Source organism: Rhizobium sp. USDA 4016 (assembly GCF_056279705.1).
Map to the genome: position 1 here is coordinate 792,559 of NZ_JBWCCY010000004.1, position 21,314 is coordinate 813,872.

Genomic DNA, 21,314 nt, shown 5'->3' on the forward strand with positions numbered 1-21,314 from the left:
GGCCGCGACTGGAGCCGCGGCCATCTCTTGGGTTCAGGATGGCATGACCTGATCGCAGGGCAGATCGCGGCAGCGCCTGATGCCCATGGCAGTGATCAGCGCGCCAGCCACAGCGGCTGCGACCGGGACGATCAGCGCCGTTTGAAGCGATACCAGCCGGGCTTCGGCAGATGTAGCTTCGCCAAGAACATAGGCGCCGATGGCACTTGCACCCGACAGGCCGAGGGCTGCGCCGAACTGAAAGGCGGTATTGACCAGCCCGCCGGCCAGCCCCTGTTCGTCTTCATGAATGCCATCGGTGGCGGCGATTGTCAGCGGGCTATAGGCGATAGAGAAGGCCAGTCCGAGCAAAAGCATGCTTGGGAAGATTGCGGCATATGTCCGGTCGAGCTCCATCCCCAACAGCAATGCGTAGGAGATGGCGGCAAGAACGAAGCCTGCGAAGATAACGCGGTCGTTTCCGAAGCGATCGACAAGCCTGGGCGTCAGGATGGGAGCGACGACCGCGTCGATGCCGATCACAAGCATCGCAATGCTGGTCTCAATCGGCGTCCAGCCAAGCAATTCCTGGAGATAGAGCGTCGCGATAAACTGGAAGCCGAAGAACGACCCGGCAAACAGCAGCGCTCCGAGGTTCGACCGGACGAGGGAGCCGGAGCGGAATATTCCGAAACGCACGAGCGGCGCGGCGGACAGACGCTCGATCAGGAAGAAGGCAAGCCACAGGGCCGTGCTCACGCCGAAGATGCCGAGCGTCCATGCCAGGTTCTGGTCCGGATGTTCGAGGCGGGTCACGCCATGAACCACAAGCAGCATCGCTGCTGTGAGCGTAACGGCGCCTGGAATGTCGAAGCGCTCCCTGGTGGTTCTAGACTGTCTGTCGGCGATGAGCCTGATTGCGGCGACAAAGATGAGGAGCGCCAGGATCACCGGCGCAAAGAACACCCAGCGCCAGTCGATTGCAGCAAGCAATCCGCCCAGGACGAGCCCGAGCGAGAAACCGGCGGAAGCTGTGGAGGCGTAGATGGTCACTGCGCGGTTGCGCTGGGGACCCTCCGGAAAATTCGTCGCGACGAGCGCCAGGCCGGCCGGTGTCATGAATGCCGAGGCGGCGCCTGTGACGAAGCGGGCCAACAGGAGCATCCAGCCTTCCGTCGCAAGGCCGCCGAGTCCGGAGAATGCAATGAAGACGGCAAGTGCGGAAAGGAAGACCCGGCGTTTGCCGAAAATGTCCGCAGCACGGCCGCCGAGCAGCATGAAACCGGCATAGCCCAGCACATAGGCGCTCACCACGCCGCTCAGCGTGGTTGTCGTCAGATTAAGATCGGCCCGGATTGCCGGAAGCGCGATATTCAGCATGGCAACATCGATGCCCTCAAGAAAGATGGCTCCGCAGAGGACGATCAGCGTCACTGCGGCACGCGGCGTCATAGGTGCGGCGCCGGCTTCGGAAGAAGAAAGGGTCGTGGACATAGCCTTGGTCCTTCTTTGACGATGAAGGGAGCGAGTGACTTTTCGTCAGTCAGTTCCCTCTTGTAACCATCAAACAATTAGGCCATGCTCCGGACCCATGAAAGAAGGCACTTTAAACTCACCGAGTAACCTTTGCAGCAGCGAGGCGGATTACGACGTCCTGCAATGGGATGTGCGCGAAGGCTGCGAGGTGCGGCAGATCCTCGATCGGATCGCCGATAAATGGTCGCTGCTGGTGATCGCTCTTCTGGAAAAGCGCACGCTCCGCTTCACGCAATTACGCAATAGCATCGAAGGCATCAGCCAGCGCATGCTGACGACCACCTTGCGCAACCTCGAACGCGACGGAATTATCGAGCGAACGGTCTATCCCGTCGTGCCGCCGCGCGTTGAATATGCGCTGTCGCCGCTCGGCTGCACTCTGCACGAAACCATCCGCGCGCTGGTGGGGTGGACGGAATCGAACCAGGCTGAAATTCTGGCGGCCCGAGCCCGTTACGACGCCAAGGCAGCCAGCGAGCGCTGGTGAAAGGTGATTTTCCGATGCCGACTGAACATCCGACTTCGCCTGTAAGGGCGACGCTTGCTTCCATCGATCGCTTCTGCCGCGCCGTCTTCATTGCAGCGGGTGCTGACGAGGCGACCTGCGATGGAGCGACGCGGGCGATGATGCATGGGACGCGGCTCGGCATCGACAGCCACGGCGTCCGGCTTTTGCCGCACTATGTCGAAGGCTTGATCAAGGGCCGCATCAACCGGCAGCCGAAAGTGGCGCTTGCTTCGGCATTCGGAGCGGTCGGTGTGCTCGACGCCGATAATGGCCATGGAGGGCTTGCTACCTTCGTGGCGATGGATCATGCGATCGAATTGGCGGACCGCCATGGCATCGGCGCCGTGGCCATCCGCAATTCCTCGCATTTCGGGCCGGCCGGCGCCTATGCGCTTCAGGCGGCCCGGCGGAGCTTCATCGGTTTTGCGTTCTGCAATTCCGACAGTTTTGTCCGCTTGCATGACGGCGCGATGCGCTTTCACGGCACCAATCCGATCGCCTGTGCGGTGCCGGTTCAAAACGACAATCCCTGGCTCTTCGACATGGCCACCAGCGCGGTGCCTTATAATCGCGTTCAGCTTTACAGGAGCCTTGGCAAGAGTTTGCCGGCCGGTACGGCTTCGGATAGCCACGGCTACGATACCACCGACCCGGATGAGGCCGATATGCTGGCGCCGCTTGGCGGTGAATTCGGCTTCAAGGGGGCTGGGTTGGCCGGATTGGCCGAAATCCTCAGCGCCGTCCTGACCGGCATGAAATTGAGCTTCGACATCGCGCCAATGCCCGGTCCGGACTTCTCGACACCGCGCGGACTGGGTGCCTTCGTGCTGGCGATGAAGCCTGAGGCTTTCCTGGACAGACACCGGTTCGACGCTGCCATGACGCGTTATCTGGAGACGCTGCGCAATTCGCCGGCCCGCGATGACTTGAACGTCATGGCGCCAGGCGACCGCGAATGGAAAGTCGCCGAAGACCGCGAGAAAAATGGTGTCGAACTCGACCCTGCGACAGCGGCATCCTTTGCGGCGCTTGCCGCACGTTACGCTCTGCAATCGCCGTTCGGTCCATAGAGCCCGTCCTTGCGGCGGATTGACGCATAAGACGATCAATGTTACGAATGGATGAATTGGTCAGGCCACTTGGCCAATTGCGCGTTTGAGGAGAAACGCGCCGGGGAGGCTAGATGTTTTCGGCTGTTGAATCGCGCCGCCTTTACAGGCAGGTGGCTGACCAAATTCGTTCGATGATCGCGACTGGCGAGCTTGCCGTTGGCCAGCGCCTCCCGCCGGAGCGCGAACTGGCCGAAAAGCTGGCGGTCTCGCGTCCGACCATTCGCGAAGCATTGATCGTGCTCGAAGTGGAAGGGCTCGTGCATATCCGCATGGGCTCGGGAATATATGTCGCCCGCAAGGACACCGTTCAGCCCGCTCAGCCGGAGCGCGAACCGTTCGAAGGGCCGTTCGAGCTGCTGCAGGCCCGCTCCATCATCGAATGCGCGATCGCCGAGGAGGCTGCGCAGCGCGCAACCGCCAGCCACATTGCAGTGCTCGACGTGAACCTGCAGCAGATGGCAAGCGTTGTGAACGATACCGATGCGGCGCTCGAAATCGACCGCGCCTTCCACACGGCAATTGCCGGCATCGTCGGAAATGCCGCGCTCATCCGCTTCACCGGCGAAATCTACGATCAGCGCATGACGCCGTATTTCGAGATGCTGGCGAGCCATTTCGAGGGACCTGATTCCTGGACGCGCGCGATGGAGGAGCATCGCGCCATCAGAGATGCGATCGCCGCCAATGACCCCGCAGCCGCCAAACAGGCCATGCGGACGCATCTCGACAGATCGCAGAAGAGATTTTCCGAAAGCTTCGGGGAGGAGCTTTTCGGGGAAGACGAAGGCGGCCGCGCTGCGGCCCGGAGGAATGCAAAGATCTAACGCAAGCTCGGGAGGAAAGAGCGATGAAGATCAGACTGGCTACGATAGTTTGCACCGCAGCCGCCATCATGGCGACGACAATTGCCGCACATGCACAGACGGTCCTGAAATGGGCCCATGTCTATGAAACGTCCGAACCCTTCCACACGGATTCGGTCTGGGCATCCGAGGAGATCAACAAGCGCACCGGCGGGCGCTACAAGATCGAGGTCTATCCCGCTTCACAGCTCGGCAAGGAAGCGGACATCAACCAGGGACTGAAGCTCGGCACCGTCGATATCATCATTTCCGGCTCGAGCTTTGCCGCCCGCGATTACAAGCCGATCGGCGTCACCTACTATCCCTATATCTTCCGCGGCCCGGCACATCTGATCGCCTACACCAAGAGCGATGTTTTCAAGCGCCTTGCCCAGGGCTACGAAGACAAGACCGGCAACCATATTGCTGCCGTCAGCTATTACGGCACGCGCCAGACGACCTCGAACAAGCCGATCGCCAAGTGCGCCGACATGCAGGGTCTCAAAATCCGCGTTCCCGACGTTCCGGCCTATCTCGCCATGCCGCGCGCCTGCGGCGCAAACACGACACCGATCGCCTTTGCCGAGGTCTATCTTGCGCTTCAGAACGGCACGGTCGAGGCACAGGAAAATCCGCTGACGACGATTGAGGCGAAGAAGTTCTACGAAGTTCAGAAGAACATCATCCTGACCGGCCATATCGTCGATCATCTGAACACCGTGGTTTCCAAGACCCTGTGGTCGAGCCTTTCTGCCGAGGACAAGACAATCTTCGAGACCGTGATGCGGGCAGCTGCAGAGCGCACCACGAAGACAATCGAAGGACGGGAAAAAGGCCTCATCGCCACCTTCAAGGAGAAGGGGCTCAACGTGACGGAAGTCGACAAGGCCGACTTCGAGAAGGCAGTTGCCGAGAAAGTGGCCTTCGAGGATTTCGGCTACGAAAAGACCGACTGGGAAGCCATCCGCGCTATCCAATAATCGCAAAGGATGCGGCTCCATTGAGCGCCGCATCCTCCTTTCCGGCGAAAACGGACGTTCCCCATGTCGCAAGAAGTCCACACGCAGATCACCCCAGACGAGATTGCCCATACTTTTGAAGGCGCGGCTCCGACCGCAAAAGCCTCGGATTATGCCCCGGAGGACTGGATCACCCTGATCGTCTTCTGGCTCATGACCGGCTGCGTCTTTCTGCAGTTCTTCACGCGCTATGTATTGAACGACAGCTATGCCTGGACGGAAGAGATCGCCATCAACTGCCTGATCGGTGTCGTCTTCCTCGGTTCGGTCTTGTGCGTGCGCACCTCGCGCCACATCCAGGTGGACGTGTTCTACCACTACATGCCGCAGCGGATGGCGAGGATCCTTGCCAGCTTTGTCGATGTCGTCCGTATCGGCTTCTTTGCCTACGGCTGCCATCTGATGTGGCGCTATGTGCAGATCGTCGCCGGGGAGGAGATGGTGACCATCGCGCTGCCGCGCAACATCGTTTTTTACAGCGTCTTTGCCGCATTCGTCCTGATGCTGCTGCGCGCCGTCCTGGTCTTCGTTGCCAATATGCGCCGCGGCTATTCCGTTCTGGAGCGGCCCGAGGAATTCCAGAAAATCGAGGATTGATCACATGCTCCTGCTTGTCGGCTCGTTTCTCCTGCTGATGGTCATCGGCGTGCCTGTCGCGATCTCGATGGCGACCGCCTCGGTGCTCTATATCGTCCTCTACGGTGTCGCGCCCGACATCATCGTCGCCCAGCGAATGATCGCCGGCGTCGAGAGCTTTCCGCTGCTTGCCGTTCCCTTCTTCATTCTCGCTGGCAACCTGATGAATTCGGCAGGCGTGACCGGACGTATCTATTCGTTTGCGGTCGCCCTCGTCGGCTGGATGAAGGGCGGCCTCGCGCAGGTCAACATCATCGGCTCTGTGATCTTCTCCGGCATGTCGGGAACCGCGCTTGCGGATGCCGCCGGGATCGGCACCATCGAGATCAAGGCGATGAAGGACCACGGCTATCCGGTTGAAGCAGCCGTCGGCGTCACCGCGGCCTCGGCGACGCTCGGCCCGATCTTCCCGCCGTCTCTGCCCTTCGTCATCTACGGCATGATGGCGAACGTCTCGATCGGCGCCCTGTTCATGGCCGGCATTCTACCCGGCATCGTCATGACCGTTCTGATGATGGTGACCGTTGCCGCATTCGCCTATGCGCGGAGCTGGGGTTCGGACGCACCCTTCGATGTAAAGCAGCTTCTGTCGGCGTCGCTGGAAATCGTCGTGGTGCTGCTCGTTCCCGTCGCGATCTACCTCATGATGCTTGCCGGCTTGTCGATGAACGTGTCGGCCGGCATCGCGCTTGCCGCGCTTCTGGCACTGGACTGGTATTTCTCCTTTTCAGCCGTCATGGCCCTGATGACGCCGGTCATTCTCATCGGCGGCATGACAATGGGCTGGTTTACGCCGACGGAAGCGGCAGTCGCGGCTGTGCTCTGGTCGCTTTTCCTGGGGCTGGTGCGCTACCGCACCATGACACTCTCGACGCTCGCCAAGGCGAGCTTCGATACGATCGAGACCACGGCCTCGGTTCTCTTCATCGTCACCGCGGCCTCGGTCTTTGCCTGGCTGCTGACGGTCAGCCAGGCCGCACAGCTCTTGTCGACGGCGATCCTTTCGATCACCGACAACAAGTGGGTTTTCCTGATCCTCGTCAATCTGCTGATGCTTTTCGTGGGCTGCTTCCTGGATACGATCGCGGCGATCACCATCCTTGTTCCGATCCTGCTGCCGATTGTGACGCAATTCCAGATCGATCCCGTGCAGTTCGGCCTGATCATGACGCTCAATTTGATGATCGGCTTGCTTCATCCGCCGCTCGGAATGGTATTGTTCGTCCTTTCGCGGGTGGCAAAGCTCTCCGTCGAGCGCACGACCATGGCGATCCTGCCCTGGCTCGCGCCGCTGTTCGTCGCACTGATCCTGATCACCTTTATCCCGTCGGTCTCGCTCTGGCTGCCGCAGCAGCTCGGGTTGCTGAAGTAATGGGGAGGAAGCTTATGCAGACGCGATTTGCCCGGCTTTACGGAGCGCGGGACCTGAGGGTCGAGGCAGGCTCCGTGCGGGAACCGGGCGAAGGCGAAGTGCTCTTGCGCATGGCGGCTGCAGGGATCTGCGGCTCCGACCTGCATTACTACCAGGACGGCGGTTTTGGGCCGGTGCGCGTGCGCGAGCCGATCATTCCCGGACACGAGGCGTCGGGCTTCGTCGAGACGGCGGGCGCCGGAGTGGCCCTGCCTGAGGGCGCCCTGGTCGCCGTCAATCCGAGCCAGCCGTGCGGATCGTGCGAATATTGCAAGCGTGGGCAGCCGATCCACTGCCTCGACATGCGCTTCATGGGAAGCGCCATGCGGCTTCCCCATGAGCAAGGCATGTTTCGCCAGTGGCTGGTCGTGCCGGCGGTGCAATGCGTTGCTGTTTCCGGTGATGTCAGCGCGGCCGAAGCGGCATGCGCCGAACCGCTGGCCGTCTGCCTGCATGCAGCTTCACGCGCGGGCGAGATCGCGGGAAAAAAGGTGCTGATCACCGGCGCCGGCCCGATAGGATGCCTTGCCGTTGCCGCGGCGCGTTATCGTCAGGCTGCGGAAATCGTCGTCACCGACCTTGCTGACGCCGCGCTCCGGCGCGCAAGCGCAATGGGAGCGGACAAAACGATCAATGCAAAAGATCAGGATGCGCTCGCGCCCTACGAAGCCGGCAAAGGCTATTTCGACCTTGCATTCGAATGCTCTGCCGCAGCGCCGGCAATCCGCTTTGCGATCGCGTCGGTCAAGCCGCGCGGCACGATCGTGCAGGTGGGCGTGACCGGCGACATAGCCATTCCGCTCAATGCCCTGGTCGGCAAGGAACTGCATATCCACGGTTCGCAACGCTTTCACAGCGAATTCAAAGATGCGGTGGCATTGATCGCCAGCCGGCAGATCGACATCCGTCCGATCATCAGCCACAGCTTCCCCCTCGAACGCGCTTTGGAGGCTTTCGAGCAGGCCGGCGACCGCTCGGCTGCGTGCAAGGTGCAGCTGGTGTTTTAGGGCGCAAAAAAGAGCTCGCCGAGCTCCTCGCGCGCGATCTCCCGGAGCCGCGCCGCCTCCGTCTCGTCGATGGCGCGGTAGGGCCACCGCAGCCGTGTTCCGACAGGTCCCCAATTGCCGATTGCGCTCAGCAGTTTATCAAGCGCGGCATTCGAATAACCGGCCTTCTGGCGGAAGGGGACGATGTGTTCGTCCATGAATCGGCAGATCCGGCGTTCCGTTTCCAATGCGGCCTCGAGGTTGGTCTCAATCAGATCGGTCCATCGCTGCGCGCCGCGCGGGCTGAGGCAGGCGACATTGGAAAATGCGCCTGCAGCCACGCCTTCTCTCATGCCGGTCGCCAGATGATGGCCGGGTACGAAGAGCGAGAATTCCTGGAGGTGTTTCCGCGCTTCGCCATACCAGTCCGCGCCGCCATCGGAAAGCTTGATGCCGACGATATCAGGGCAGGGGATGCAGATATTTGCGAGCTCTCTGGGCGTTAGAACGCGTTTGGCATGCGGCGGATTGTAGAGGATCAGCGCAATCCCATCGGCGACCTTAGATGCCCTCGCCAGGAAATCGGCAGCTTCGAGATCGTTGAGCGGCCACCAGTCCGGCAGGATCACCTGAATGGCAAGCGGCCTGAACGAGGCTGCACGCCGGACGCGGTCCAGCTGGATCATCGCATCCGGCTGGCATGCGCCGATGACGAAGGGCATTCCGGCTTTCGTGCAACGCTTCGCCAGCATGGACTGGATGCGGTCGAATTCCGCTTCGGTCTGGTTGTGGAATTCGCCTGCCGTGCCGTTCGAATAAATGCCGTCGACGCGGGCTGCGATCAGAATATCGATTTCCTCGCCGAGCTTATCGAAATTTATGCTGTCGTCTGTCTCGATCGGCAAGAGAAGGCTTGCCCAGTTCCCGCCGATCGGATGCCGCCTTTTTTCTGTCACCGAATGCTCCTTTTGCCGATCAATTGAGGTCGTCTCGAATGCAGGCCTTGAAATGCCCAGGGGCCACTTCGCGCAGTTCCGGCACGGTCCGGGCGCAGGCATCCAGCGCCTTTGGACAGCGCGTCCGGAAGACGCAGCCGCTTGGAGGGTTGGCGGGGCTTGGAATGTCGCCCTTCAATATCTGCCGGTTACGCCGGGCATCCGGGTCAGGCGAGGGGATCGCCGAGAGCAGGGCGCGGGTATAGGGATGCTGCGGCCTGGCATAGAGATCGGCGCTCGTTGCGATCTCCATGATCCGCCCGAGATAGAGCACGATCACGCGGTCGCAGATATATTCGACCACCGCCAGGTCATGCGAAATGAACAGCATGGTGAGGCCAAGGCGCTGCTGCAGATCGCGCAGCAGGTTGATGACCTGCGCCTGGATGGAGACGTCGAGCGCCGAAACGGGCTCGTCGGCAACGATGAATTCCGGCGACAGCGTCAAGGCGCGGGCAATACCGATGCGTTGGCGCTGTCCGCCGGAAAATTCATGCGCATAGCGATTGAGTGCGTCGGCCGGAAGATCGACCTTTTCGAGGGCGGACCGCGCCCGGTCGAGCCTTTCCTCGCGCTTTCCGATGCCCTGGATCTTCAGCCCCTCCGTCAGGATTTCGCCGATCGTCATGCGCGGCGAGAGGCTGGCATAGGGGTCCTGGAAAATATACTGCATGCGCGGCCGCGCGCGCCGCATGGCGGAGGCGGACAGCGCGGTGAGTTCGGTTCCGTCAAAGCGCACGCTTCCGGAGGAGGGCTCGACCAGCCGTAGCACCGAGCGGCCGATCGTCGTCTTGCCGCTGCCGGATTCGCCGACGAGGCCGACGACCTCGCCCTTGCCGATATCGAAGGAGATATCCTGCAGGATCGTAAGTTTCGTGCCGCGCGACGTATAATGTTTCGCGAGACCGCGAACGGAAAGCAAAGGCTCGTTCATCTAAATCTCCCGCCAGCGGATGCAGCGGCTTCGATGCTGCGGATTGACGTCTTCGAGCGGCGGGACAGCCGCGCGGCACGCGTCTATGGCGAACTTGCATCGAGGCGAGAAGGCGCAGCCCGGCGGCATTTTCATCAGGCTCGGCACCATGCCGGGAATGGCGGCGAGCTTTTCGCCGGCGAGCTTCATGCGGGTTGCGTCGCCGAGCCGCGGCATCGAGGCGAGCAGGCCGATCGTATAGGGGTGCTTCGGATGACGGAAAACCTCGCCGACGGGCCCCTGCTCGACGATCCGCCCGGCATACATGACCGCGACGCGGTGGGCGATTTCCGCGACGACGCCGAGATTGTGGGTGACGAAGAGCATCGCCATGCCGCGCTCGCGCTGCAGCTTCAAGAGCAGGTCGAGGATCTGTGCCTGGATCGTTACGTCGAGCGCCGTCGTCGGCTCGTCGGCAATCAGCAGCACCGGATCGCAGGCGAGCGCCATGGCGATCGTCGCGCGCTGGCGCATGCCGCCGGAAAGTTCATGCGGATATTGGCCGGCACGGCGCTTCGCATCCGGAATGCCAACGCTTTCGAGCAGGGCAATGGCCGCATTCATCGCGGCCTTCCGATCCGCCCCGCGATGAATGCGGATCGGCTCCGATATCTGGTCGCCGATGGTGAAGACGGGATTGAGGCTCGACATCGGCTCCTGAAACACCATGCCGATATCGTCGCCGCGGACTTTTCGCATGTCGTGCTCGTCAAGCAGGACGAGGTCGGCGACGGCGCCGCTCTTCCGCTTCAGCCGAATGCTGCCGGCGGCGATCGCGCCGATATTGCGGGTCAGTAGCCGCATGACCGAAAGGCTCGTTACCGACTTGCCCGAGCCGGATTCGCCGACGAGTGCCAGCGTCTCGCCGGCGGCGACGGTCAGGTCGATGCCATTGACCGCCGTCACCTCGCCGCCGCGGATGCGAAAGATCGTCCGCAGTCCGCGAATGTCGAGAATGGGATCGGCGGTCTGTTGCATGGCGATCATCAGCCAAGCAGCTCGGTCGCGCGCAGGATCTCGTCGATCTTGGCGGTCTCGGCTTCGTTGAGGGGAGCACGCGGACGCGGCATGAAGGCAGTGTCGATGATGCCAAGCCGCTTCATGGCGGTCTTGAAGGCGCCGATGCCCGAGGCGCCGCCGCTGACACGGCCCTGCGCGATCCAGACGATTTCGAAGAGCCGGCAAAGACGTTCCTGCTCCTTCTTCGCGAGAGCCCAGTCGCCACGCTGCGCCGCATCCCAAAGGCGGACATAACCGTGCGGGTCGACATTGGCGATGCCGGGAACGACGCCGTGGGCCCCCATCAGCAGCGCGGTATCAACAACGATTTCCGAGCCTGTCATCAGGAAAATGTCCTTGTGCGCGGCGAGATCCAGAAGCGCATAGCGGAAATTGCCGTCGTCGCCGCTTGAATCCTTCAAGCCGATGATCGTGCCTTCCTTGGCGAGCGTCACCGTCGTTTGGCGTTGCAGCTTCACGTTGACGCAGACGGGAATGTCATAGGCGATGAGCGGCACATCGACGGCGTCGCGGATATAGCGGAAGTGGTCGAGGATCTCGGACTGGCTGGTAACGGTGTAGAAGGGCGCTGTTACGACAACGGCGTCGGCGCCCGCTGCCTTTGCGATCTTCGCATGCGAAATGACCCGATCGGTCGTCGGATCGATGGTGCCGACGATGAGCGGCACGCGGCCGTTTACCACCTTCGCCGAATGTTCGATGATCTCGCGCCGCGTCTTGTCGTCGTAAAAGACCACCTCGCTCGTCGAACCGAGCACGAAGACCCCGTGGCAGCCGGCGCCGATCAGGTGCTCCAGAACGCGCGTATAGGAGGGATAGTCGACGGTGAAATCCGGGTTCAGCGGCGTTACGACAGGAGGAACCACACCCTTGAATTTGCTCATTTTCGCTTTCTTTCGATTGTCAGTTTAATTCGGCGCGAGGATCGAAGGCGTCCCTCAGGCCATCGCCAATGAAATTGATCGCAAGCACGGCAAGGACCAGCGCCCCACCGGGGAAGAGCCATTGCCATGGATATTGTTCGAGAACTGCGGTGGAGCGGGCGGCATTCAACATGTTGCCCCAGCTTGCAGCCGGCGGCGCAATGCCGAGCCCGAGGAAGGAGAGGCCGGCCTCGAGAAGAATGGCATTGGCGATCTGCAGCGTCGCATAGACCATCAGGATATCGATCGAGTTCGGCAGGCCATGACGGAAGAGCAGGTGCGGCAGGCCGGCACCCATGCCGCGCGCCGCCAGGACGAAATCGCGTTCGCGAAGTTCCAGCAGTCGCGAGCGGATCATGCGGGCAAGCAGCGGCCAGGAGAGCAGCGAGATCACCAGCACCGTCGGCCAGATGCCGGTACCGGCAATCGAGGCGAGCACGAGCAGGAAGATGACGGGCGGCAGCGTCATTACCAGGTCGACGAAGCGCATCGAAAGCGCATCAGCCCAACGGCCGGCCAGGGCGGAGACGGCGCCGAAGAGGAAACCGATCATCGCAGAGATCGCAGTCGAGGCGACGGCGACCAGAAGCGAGATGCGGCCGCCCTCCAGAACCCGGGCAAAGACATCGCGGCCAACGCCGTCCGTGCCGAACCAATGCGTCGCGGTCGGGCCGCTGTTCATCGCCAGAAGATCGATGTCGTTCGGCAGGAAAGGCCACCAGAGCGGATAGGAGAGGATGATCGCCAGCATCGGGATTGCGACGCATAGCCCGAAGACGGCTGCCCGGTTGAGAAGGAAGCGGTCAAAGGCGCGGGCGAGAGGGCCGGGGCTGCGGGTTGCGGTGCGGGCCAGCATGGATTAGCCCACCTTGATGCGCGGATCGATGACCGCATAGGCGATATCGGTCAGCAGATTGACGATGATGACGCAGGTGCCGATGACGAGCGTCGCACCCATAATGACGGGATAGTCGCGCGTCTCCACGGCATCGACGAGCAGCAGGCCCATGCCCGGCCAGTTGAAGACGCTTTCAATGAAGATCGCCCCGCCAATCGCAAGGCCGATGGTCGAACCGATCAGCGTGACGACGGGAAGCAGCGCGTTTCTGAGAGCATGCTTGGTGATGACCCAGAATTCGACGACGCCTTTGGCGCGGGCGGTGCGCACGTAATCCTGGTTGAGGACTTCGAGCATCGAGGCGCGCGTGTAGCGCATGATCAAGGCAGCCTGGGCGATGGCGAGCAATGCTGCAGGCAGGATCAGATGCCGCAGGAGATCGAGGACGGAGAACTCCTCGCCCGGCGTTAGCATGCCGCCCGATGGCGTCCAGTTCAGCCGGACGGAAAAAATGTAAAGGCCGATCAGCGCGCTCAGAAAGGCCGGGCTGGAAATGCCGGCAAGTGCGAAGACCGAAAAGGAAATGTCGGCGACGGAATTGCGGCGCACGGCGCTGATGACTCCGATCGCAATCCCGGCGACGATCGAGATTACCAGCGCGGTGCCCATGAGGAGCACCGTCGGGCCGATGCGCGAAAGCACGAGGGTCAGGACCGGCTGATCCAGCCGCTTGATCGAATAGCCGAGATTGCCCGCCAGCGCCTGCTGCAGCCATGCGAGATACTGAACCGGTAAAGGTTGGTCGAGCCCGAGCCGGCTGCGCAATTCAGCAAGATCAGACGACGACATTGGGATGTTGGGATCGATATAGGCATCGATCGGATCGCCGGGGGCAAGGCGCAGCAGCAGGAAGATCAGCGCGCTCAAGGCAAGGAGCATGCCCATCCCGATGATCACGCGCCGGAGGCTGTATCTGAGCATTGGGAAATCCATTCCGTGAGGGTGGCCGAAGCCACCCTCGATAGTTCAAGAAGAGCGCCTTATTCGGCGATCGACCACTGCTGCGGATTGGCCTGGTATGGCCCGCCGCCCGGAGCCGGCGTCCAGACGAAATCCTTGACCTTGGTCGACACCACGCCGTAGCGGTTCGCGACCCAGAGTGTTCCCCAGGGCAACTCGGTGTTCATCACCTTGCAGACCTGCTGATAGCGGGCATCGCGCTTGCTGCTGTCGGTCTCGGCAAGGGCAGCATCGAGCGCTGAGGTCAGATCCGGCATGCGGGCGCGCACGACGTTCGGGCCTGCCGGCGGTATCTGCTTTTCGTTGAGGCCAGGATTGATGCTGCCGGCATCCGGGCCGTTTTGCAGGCCGGCATAGACCATCTGGAACTGCGAGATGTCGGCATCTGCCTTCAGCACGATGCTGTTGTAGGTCGGCGCATCGACGGCGCGCGGCACGACATTGATGCCGACCTGGGCGAGCATCGCCTGCACGGCCGCGAGCACGTTGGTCGCAAGCGGCGTCGTGTAGTAGGTCAAGAGCGTGATCGGCTTGGCGCCGTTGATCTGATCCCAGCCGGCTTCCTTCAGCAGTTCCTTGGCCTTTTGCGGGTCGTAGGCGTAGGCTTCGATATCCTTCGGCACCAGCCGATCGGCGATATAGGCGCAATTGGCCGGCGTCGCAGCGCCGCTGTAAAGGCTCTTGATGATGGCGTCGCGATCGATGGCATACATCACCGCCTGACGGACGCGCACATCCTTCCAGATCGGCGAATCGTGGTTGAAGCCCAGATAGTTGACGACGAAGGAGTTGCCTTCGATGACTTTGAAGGACTTGTCGTCATTGAAGGTCGGCACATCGTTGGAATCGACATAGGTGAACTGGATTTCACCGGACCGGAGGGCGGCGATCGCTGCCGCCGGATCGGCGAAATATCGATTGATGACCTTTTCCAGCGCCGGCCTGCCGCCGCGATAATCGATGTTGGCAGCGAGCTCGACATATTGATCGGTGACGTATTTGGTGAACTTGAACGGGCCAGTACCGATCGGCGACGTCGACCACCAGGTGCTCTTTGCAAGCTGGTCGGCGGGGGTGGAGGCGAGCGCGTGCTCGGGCAGCATCATCACCTTGGTCATCGTATCCAGGATACTGGCGCTCGGTGCGCTCAGCTTGACGACGAGCGTATGGTCATCGGGTGCCTCGACCGCGGAAACCGGCTTGAGGCGCGCGGCAAGCACCGAGCCCGTCTTGGCATTTGTGGCCAGTTCAATGGTGAATTTCGCATCCTTCGCCGTGAAGGACTTGCCGTCATGCCACTTCGCATCCGCGAGCTTGAAGGTGTAGGTCTTCTGGTCCTCGCTGACCTCATAAGACGAGGCAAGCACGCCGACGACCTTCTGCAGCTTCTCGTCATAGGCGACGAGCGGCTCATAATAGATGCTGAGCCAGGTGAAGCCGGCGGTCGCGGCCAGCGGATTGAAATTGCCCTGAAAGCCGCCGGGGCCGACGTCGAAGCCGCCGGAAAGCGTTGCCGCTTCAGCCGGCGTCGTGAAGGCTGGAATGGCGGTCGTCGCCATCATCGCGGTAAGTGCGATGGCCGATAATCTGGACAGTCGTTTCATTGTGTTCCTCCCACATTTGAACTTGTCTTGTTATTTGCGATCACCCGGGAGATGCCGGCATAATGGCGATCCAGGCGTATGCGCGCTTCCTCCAGGTTCTTCGCTTCCACTGCATCGACGATGGCCTCGTGGTCCCTCCAGGTGGCCATGGGATCGACATTGTCGAGATTGACGAAGTCGGACGCCTTGTAAAAAGCCAGCCAGAAAACATCGATCAGCCGCACGAGCGTCTCGTTGTTCTGGCAGCGGAAAAGCAGGCGGTGGAAAAGCTGGTCGTCTTCGGCGAAGGATTCGCCGCGCTCGGCATGGAGGCGCATCCTGTTTGCCGTGGCACGCAGCTCGGCGATATCCTCATCGCTGATCATCTCCAGCGTCTTGCCGATGAGGCCGACTTCGAGCGTGCGGCGGATCTCGAGGACTTCCTCGATCTGGCGAAGCGCGCCGCCGAGGCCGTAAGCCAGATTGTCGAGCAGCGGCTCGAAGGAGAAGGCCTTGACGAAGATGCCGACACCGCGCCGCGATTCCAGAACGCCAAGCGACTCCAGTGCCTTGATGCCCTCGCGTAGCGAATTCCGGCTAACGCCGAGTTGGCTGGCAAGCTCTCCCTCGGCCGGTAGCAGAGTTCCGGGAGCAAGGCCGTTGTCGGCGATATAGGCGCGAAGGCTCTCTTGCACCGAAACGTGCAGCAAAGGCGCCCGCGTCAGAGGCTTCATCGTCTTAAGCGTCATGCCGTTCTCGCCATGCATGAATTCAGAATATGATAGACATATCCACTTGTAGGATATCTGTCAATTGGACATAGACCACGCCTTGAGTAAAAGCGGCATCGGTTGCATCCATTGTGGTTGAAATCGTTGGGAGAGCCAGGCGTGACCGTTCTCGCGATCTGCCAATTATTCCGCCGAAAATCTTAAGGCAAGATCATGATTTTTGGGGAGAGCCATAAAGTTGAACTTAACCTATATAAATAATAGCTATTTATTGTGCGTTCATGCTTTCGGCGCTATTTGCATGGATAAAAGAAAGCAGCGCGCGGATCTGCGGGACGATCGAAATGCTGACTAAAAAGGGAAAATACGGATTGAAGGCACTGGTGGATCTGGCGCGTCTGGCGCCGGGAGAAACCGCCTTTATCAACGATGTCGCCGCACGCAACAATATCCCGAAAAAGTTCCTCGATACGATCCTTCTGGAGCTACGCAATGTCGGCATTCTTCGCTCCAAGAAGGGGCCGGGCGGCGGCTATTCGCTGTCGCGGCCGGCGTCGGAGATCCGCATCGGCCATGTCATCCGCACGCTTGACGGGCCGCTCGCTCCCATTCGCTGCGCAAGCCGCACCGCTTATGAAGCCTGCGACGACTGTTCGGATCCGGAAACCTGTCATGTGCGCCGCTCGATGACCGAAGTGCGGGATGCGATCGCCGATATCCTCGACAACATGACGCTCGAGCAATTCGTTGCGAAGGGCGGCAAGCTTAGCGATGGAGAGGACGAGACGTCGCCGGTTTTCGCGTCAGGCTGATCTAGCGATCCTTACGCAGATGATGGGCGGCGCGCTGATGAAGAACATCGGCGGATGTTCTCAGCGCGCGGATGCGGGCGTTCCGCCAATGCCGGTCGAGATTGAGGCCGATACTCGCGGTGTTTCCCCCCATTAGTTCGAAAATCAGGTTCGAGGCATCTATTGCCACCTTACTTGCGACGGCGCGCGCCGCAGTAGCGGAGAAATAGGCATCTTCGGCCGCCGGGCCGCTCATATTGATCTGCGCGATGTCGAGCTTGCGGCCCGCCCTTTCCAGAAGCGAGGCTACCGTCTCTATGCCGATCGCGAGCTTGCCAACGTCGTTTGCCTGTGCTGCGCCGGCATCGGCGGAAAGAACCGCACGCGCGATCCCGAGATCGACGGCGGCATGCAGCAGTTCGCCGATCGCCGATGGCGCGTGCGCGACAAGCGCGACTGCATCGGCGTCGACATGCAAGTCGCTGACTACGATGGCGGCTGTGCCGTTGGTGCGCTGGCCAAGGCCGTCCCAATCATCGACAAGTTGAAGGCCTTCGCTGTCGCAGGGGAGGTAAAGCGCGGTCTGATCATGTCCGACCGCGATCCAATCGGCAAAGAGCACCGCCGGCGAAGACCTGCTGCGGCCATTCAGTCGATACCCGAGACCGTGGGAACTGACTGCGGCAGCATCCGCAAAAGTGGCCGCGGCAAAACGATCGCCGGCAAGTACTCGCGCAAAGAGGGCGCGCTGCAGCTCTTCGCCAGCCTGCTGCCGAAGTCCGTCGAGGACTGTAAAATGGACTTCGAGAAACTCGCCGATCGAAGGATCGCCCTCAGCGATGATCGCAACGATTTCGGCGAGCAGCGAATTGGTAACGTCCAGTCCTTCATATTCGGGCGGAACGGTGATCGCGCCAAGGCCGGATTGCGAGAGGGCGTCGATTTCCTGATAGGGTAGGATGCGATTGATGTCGCGCTCGCTCGACTGCCGCTGAAAGGCGGCGGCAAGGGTGCGCGCTGTGCTGATCGCCTCTTCCTCGCTTCCGATGCGCTGTGCGACCGGTCGCGCCCGGTCGTGAAATTGCGATACGGTTCCCATCGATCGTACTCTTGTTCCGTGATGATAGGAGTGATGGATCACCACCGGGATGATAAGGCCGGTTTTTCTACAAAGTCGGTGTGGTTTGAATTTTCTTACCAGCTTGATAGAGATGGCCATGCTTGACCATCCCACAAACCTTTCAATTCTCAACCGCGCAGCTTTCAGTCAGGCACAGGATTGATTATGGCTCATCCATTGAAGATGACCAAGAGGTTCCCATGATGCTATCGCCCGCCCGGCAACGCCTTCAGCTCGATCCCGGCGACAGGCCGATCTATGCCGTCGGCGACATCCATGGGCGGCATGATCTGCTGCAGATGGCCGAATATACGATCGTGCGGGATGCAGCACGCCTGCCCGGGCGCAAGCTCATCATCATGCTTGGCGATTACATCGACCGCGGCCCGTCATCTGCGCAGGTGATCTCGCATCTGATGGGGCCGGTGCCGGACGGTTTCGACCGCATCTGCCTGACCGGCAACCACGAAATCATGATGCTCGACTATATCGACGGGAAGATTTCGTTTTCCGAATGGATGCGCATGGGCGCCGATTCGCTGCTGCGCTCCTATGGTCTCGACGCCGAGCATCTGCCGCTTATCTTTCCGACGGCTTCCAAGCTTGACGGCTTCATCCGCCAATCGCTGCCGCGCCAGCATATCGATTTCATGCGGGCGCTGCCGATCCTCGTCGATACGCCCGACGTTTTGTTCGTCCATGCCGGCATCGACCCAAATTTTACGATCGACAAGCAGAGCGACGAGGACCTCGTCTTCATCCGCGAGCGCTTCCTCGACAGCGGCATCGCGCTGCCGAAGCTTGTCGTTCATGGCCATACGCCCTGCAGCGAGCCGGACGTCCAGCCGCGGAGGCTCAATCTGGATACGCGGGCCTTCAAGAGCGGGAGGCTGACCGTCGCCCGCCTGTGGCAGGGTCGGGTTCACCTCTTCTCCACCTGATCAAGCTTCGGCAGACTGCCGCTTTGGGGGAATTTCCTCCGTGTAGTAGCTGACATATTTGTGGTGGTAGCGTTCCGTTGCGCCGAAGTTGCTGAATTTGCCGAGCTCGGTCATATCCGTCTTGTTGAGGATGACGCCGAGGATCTTCTGCTTGATCTGCGGTTCGGCATTCACGATATCGCGGACCATGCTGGTCGGCGTCTGGCCCCATTCCGTCACGAACAGGAAGCCATCGACCTGGGGGGCGAAGGCCTTCGCGTCAATGACCGGGCCGAGCGGTGCAAGGTCGACGACGATGTAGTCGAACATCTTGCGGGCATGTTCCATCAAATTGAACATGCCCTGCGAGGCAAGAAGCTCGCTGGTGTGCATCAGGTTGTCGTTCGAAACGACCGGCAGGATCGCAAGCTTGGTGCGGCTGTCGACCCTAACTGCGCTTGCCCACGGTACTTCGCCAAGCACCGCTTCGACCAGACCATGCTGCGGCGGGGTCTTGAGCATGCGCGTCAGGCCCGGGTTGCGAAGGTCGGCGTCGATTAGCAACGTGCGCTTGCCGCTGGAGGCAAGCAGTGCTGCGAAGTTCGCGGCGGTCGTCGACTTACCTTCGCCGGGAAGGGCGGAGACGACACCGATGACGCGGTCGCTCTTGCCCTGGAACATGACGTCGCTTGCAAGCTTGGCGTTGCGTAGCGTTTCGGCAAAGACCGAGCGGGGCGCTTCGAGAACGATACGCATGATGCGCTCGAAACTCGCGCCGTCTTCTGGCACTTCTGGGGTCTCGGGTAGCGGGGTCTTGCGCGGTTGGAAGACCTTGCGCTCCTTCGGCAATTTGCCGACCAGCGGCAGATAGCCGAGGAACTTCAGGCCCAGGATAGAGCGAACGTCACCCTCGACGCGGAAGAAGCGCTCGCGGAATTCCTGGAATGCCGTCAACGCGCCGCCAGCCATCAGGCCGAGGACGATCGCCAGACCGAGCGTCATCGTCTTCTTGGGGCTCGACGGTGACGTCGGGATACCGGCTTCGGAAATCACACGCGCCTTGGCGATCGGGAAGGACTGTTGCTGTGCTGCCTCCTCGTAACGGCCGAGATAGGCTTCATAAAGCGTCTTCAGCGCGGTTGCCCGCTGTTCGAGATCGTTGAGCTTGACGATCGACTTGTCGGATTCGGAGTTCTTTCCGGTCAGATGCCGGATGTTTTCCTGCAGCGACTCCTGACGCGATTTCGCCACCTCGAACTCATTACGGTAGCTGGAGGTAAGCTGCTGGAGTTCTTGGAAGATCTGACGCGTCAGGTCTTCCTTTTCCGTGCGGAGCTGCACCGCCTGCGGATGGTCGGCACCGAAATTGGTGGTGATCTCCTGCTCGCGGCGGGTAACCCCGATATAACGTGTGCGCAGGTCCTGGATCACCGAATTGTCGGTCTGGCCGGAGGAAATTGCGGCGTTGTTGACCGCACCTTCCGGACCCTGATCGACAATCGACTTGAACTGGTTGTAACGGGCCGAGGCGCTGGCCGCATCAGCCTGCGCGACGATGAGCTGCTTGTTGAGGTCGGCAAGCTGCTGCTCGGACATCAGTTCGCCGTTCGCCGACGTCAGGCCGTTTTCGGTCTTGAACTTTGCGACTTCGAGCGCAGCCTGCTGCGAACGGTCGCGCAGGTCGGCAAGACGTTCCTGCAACCAGACGGAGGCGCGTTCGGTTGCGTCGAAATTCGCGTTGAGCTGGTCGTTCAGATAGGCGTCGGCATAGGCCTTCGTGACCCTTGCCGCCAGCATCTTGTCCGTAGAGCGGAAGGCGACGGCGATCACAGAACTGCGGGAAACGCGTTCCACGGACAGCGCCTGCTGCAGCATGGCCGCAGCCTTTTGACGGCGGCCATTGCGAGCATTCTCCTCCGAGACCGGCGGGCCGCCCGGTGTCAGGGCGCTGGCAATGAGTTTCACGCCGGATTTCACCAGTTCGGCAGGCCCCTGGCCGGGATCGAGGATGGTATCGTTCTCGGAGAGGTTTTGAGCATCGACGACGCTCAGCGCCAACTCGTTCGACTTCAGAATCTCGACGGCGCTCGCGATCTGCATATCCACCTGCTGGGCACTGGCGGCAGGCGCCTCATCCTCGGCATATTTGGTCATGCTGTCATCGAGCAGGATCTGCGTCATCGATGTGTAGACGGGTGTCGAAAGGATCAGATAGATGGCAGCAAGCGCCACGAACGCGACGACGCAAAGCGCGATCGAACCGGCGCGGCGAAACAGGATCGCAATCAGCCGATCGATATCGATGAAGCTGTCGGAATCGTCGGACGCTTTCGGTACCGTGCTGTGCAGGGTCAGGTTTCGTTGGTTCATG

The 21,314-nt window shown here is 61.0% G+C and carries 20 protein-coding genes; 9 read left to right on the forward strand and 11 right to left on the reverse strand.

Going from position 1 to position 21,314, the window contains the following annotated elements; translation table 11 throughout:
• Window positions 1–33 precede the first annotated feature (33 nt).
• Window positions 34–1,473 (reverse strand): MFS transporter, encoded by a 1,440-nt coding sequence (locus tag ACZ9DP_RS19115; protein WP_476203277.1) that lies wholly within the window; start codon window positions 1,471–1,473, stop codon window positions 34–36.
• A 97-nt stretch (window positions 1,474–1,570) separates the two neighbouring features.
• On the opposite strand from ACZ9DP_RS19115, the gene ACZ9DP_RS19120 reads away from it, so the two are divergent.
• The 7 genes from ACZ9DP_RS19120 to ACZ9DP_RS19150 all read left to right on the forward strand — a co-directional run bounded on the left by ACZ9DP_RS19120 (window position 1,571) and on the right by ACZ9DP_RS19150 (window position 8,050).
• On the forward strand, window positions 1,571–2,002 hold the full coding sequence (locus ACZ9DP_RS19120) for a winged helix-turn-helix transcriptional regulator (RefSeq protein WP_039845766.1): 432 nt from the start codon (window positions 1,571–1,573) through the stop codon (window positions 2,000–2,002).
• Window positions 2,003–2,016: 14 nt separating this feature from the next.
• Window positions 2,017–3,093 (forward strand): Ldh family oxidoreductase, encoded by a 1,077-nt coding sequence (locus ACZ9DP_RS19125; RefSeq protein ID WP_476203278.1) that lies wholly within the window; start codon window positions 2,017–2,019, stop codon window positions 3,091–3,093.
• Between the two features lie 113 nt (window positions 3,094–3,206).
• Entirely contained in the window at window positions 3,207–3,959 is a 753-nt protein-coding gene (locus ACZ9DP_RS19130; RefSeq protein WP_476203279.1) for a FadR/GntR family transcriptional regulator, read from the forward strand.
• 23 nt (window positions 3,960–3,982) lie between these two features.
• On the forward strand, window positions 3,983–4,957 hold the full coding sequence (locus ACZ9DP_RS19135; RefSeq protein WP_476203280.1) for a sialic acid TRAP transporter substrate-binding protein SiaP: 975 nt from the start codon (window positions 3,983–3,985) through the stop codon (window positions 4,955–4,957).
• A gap of 63 nt (window positions 4,958–5,020) precedes the next feature.
• Window positions 5,021–5,593: a TRAP transporter small permease gene (locus ACZ9DP_RS19140; RefSeq protein ID WP_476203281.1), complete on the forward strand. Its 573-nt coding sequence runs from the start codon at window positions 5,021–5,023 to the stop codon at window positions 5,591–5,593.
• A 4-nt stretch (window positions 5,594–5,597) separates the two neighbouring features.
• Window positions 5,598–7,004: a TRAP transporter large permease gene (locus ACZ9DP_RS19145; RefSeq protein WP_476203282.1), complete on the forward strand. Its 1,407-nt coding sequence runs from the start codon at window positions 5,598–5,600 to the stop codon at window positions 7,002–7,004.
• A 14-nt stretch (window positions 7,005–7,018) separates the two neighbouring features.
• Window positions 7,019–8,050 carry an L-idonate 5-dehydrogenase gene (locus ACZ9DP_RS19150; RefSeq protein WP_476203283.1) on the forward strand — a complete coding sequence of 344 codons (1,032 nt, stop codon included), beginning with the start codon at window positions 7,019–7,021 and terminating at the stop codon, window positions 8,048–8,050.
• Here the strand turns inward: ACZ9DP_RS19150 and ACZ9DP_RS19155 are convergent.
• The 8 genes from ACZ9DP_RS19155 to ACZ9DP_RS19190 are packed head-to-tail and all read right to left on the reverse strand — an operon-like array spanning window position 8,047 to window position 16,130.
• Window positions 8,047–8,985 (reverse strand): dihydrodipicolinate synthase family protein, encoded by a 939-nt coding sequence (locus ACZ9DP_RS19155; RefSeq protein WP_476203284.1) that lies wholly within the window; start codon window positions 8,983–8,985, stop codon window positions 8,047–8,049. The two genes, ACZ9DP_RS19150 and ACZ9DP_RS19155, sit on opposite strands and share 4 nt — an antisense overlap.
• Before the next feature lie 19 nt (window positions 8,986–9,004).
• The gene (locus tag ACZ9DP_RS19160; protein WP_476203285.1) at window positions 9,005–9,958 is read right to left on the reverse strand and encodes an ABC transporter ATP-binding protein; all 954 of its coding nucleotides are present in this window, start codon (window positions 9,956–9,958) and stop codon (window positions 9,005–9,007) included.
• Complete coding sequence (locus tag ACZ9DP_RS19165) at window positions 9,959–10,975, reverse strand: ABC transporter ATP-binding protein (protein WP_283069061.1); 1,017 nt, start codon at window positions 10,973–10,975, stop codon at window positions 9,959–9,961.
• A gap of 8 nt (window positions 10,976–10,983) precedes the next feature.
• Entirely contained in the window at window positions 10,984–11,901 is a 918-nt protein-coding gene (locus ACZ9DP_RS19170) for a dihydrodipicolinate synthase family protein (protein WP_074069355.1), read from the reverse strand.
• A gap of 19 nt (window positions 11,902–11,920) precedes the next feature.
• Window positions 11,921–12,796 (reverse strand): ABC transporter permease, encoded by an 876-nt coding sequence (locus ACZ9DP_RS19175; RefSeq protein WP_092586343.1) that lies wholly within the window; start codon window positions 12,794–12,796, stop codon window positions 11,921–11,923.
• A 3-nt stretch (window positions 12,797–12,799) separates the two neighbouring features.
• Window positions 12,800–13,759: an ABC transporter permease gene (locus tag ACZ9DP_RS19180; protein WP_476203286.1), complete on the reverse strand. Its 960-nt coding sequence runs from the start codon at window positions 13,757–13,759 to the stop codon at window positions 12,800–12,802.
• A 59-nt stretch (window positions 13,760–13,818) separates the two neighbouring features.
• Entirely contained in the window at window positions 13,819–15,402 is a 1,584-nt protein-coding gene (locus tag ACZ9DP_RS19185; RefSeq protein WP_476203287.1) for an ABC transporter substrate-binding protein, read from the reverse strand.
• Window positions 15,399–16,130 (reverse strand): FadR/GntR family transcriptional regulator, encoded by a 732-nt coding sequence (locus ACZ9DP_RS19190; RefSeq protein WP_039845753.1) that lies wholly within the window; start codon window positions 16,128–16,130, stop codon window positions 15,399–15,401. The genes ACZ9DP_RS19185 and ACZ9DP_RS19190 overlap by 4 nt, the downstream gene beginning before the upstream one ends.
• A gap of 326 nt (window positions 16,131–16,456) precedes the next feature.
• Here ACZ9DP_RS19190 and ACZ9DP_RS19195 point away from each other — a divergent pair, with 326 nt between their 5' ends.
• A complete protein-coding gene (locus tag ACZ9DP_RS19195; RefSeq protein WP_476203288.1) occupies window positions 16,457–16,924 on the forward strand; it encodes an RrF2 family transcriptional regulator in 468 nt (155 codons plus the stop codon).
• A 1-nt stretch (window position 16,925) separates the two neighbouring features.
• Here the strand turns inward: ACZ9DP_RS19195 and ACZ9DP_RS19200 are convergent, their stop codons facing one another.
• The gene (locus ACZ9DP_RS19200; RefSeq protein WP_476203289.1) at window positions 16,926–18,002 is read right to left on the reverse strand and encodes an acyl-CoA dehydrogenase family protein; all 1,077 of its coding nucleotides are present in this window, start codon (window positions 18,000–18,002) and stop codon (window positions 16,926–16,928) included.
• 224 nt (window positions 18,003–18,226) lie between these two features.
• On the opposite strand from ACZ9DP_RS19200, the gene ACZ9DP_RS19205 reads away from it, so the two are divergent.
• On the forward strand, window positions 18,227–18,964 hold the full coding sequence (locus ACZ9DP_RS19205; RefSeq protein ID WP_476205413.1) for a metallophosphoesterase: 738 nt from the start codon (window positions 18,227–18,229) through the stop codon (window positions 18,962–18,964).
• On the opposite strand, the gene ACZ9DP_RS19210 is transcribed toward ACZ9DP_RS19205, so the two are convergent.
• Entirely contained in the window at window positions 18,965–21,313 is a 2,349-nt protein-coding gene (locus tag ACZ9DP_RS19210) for a polysaccharide biosynthesis tyrosine autokinase (protein WP_476203290.1), read from the reverse strand.
• Window position 21,314: the final 1 nt, after the last annotated feature.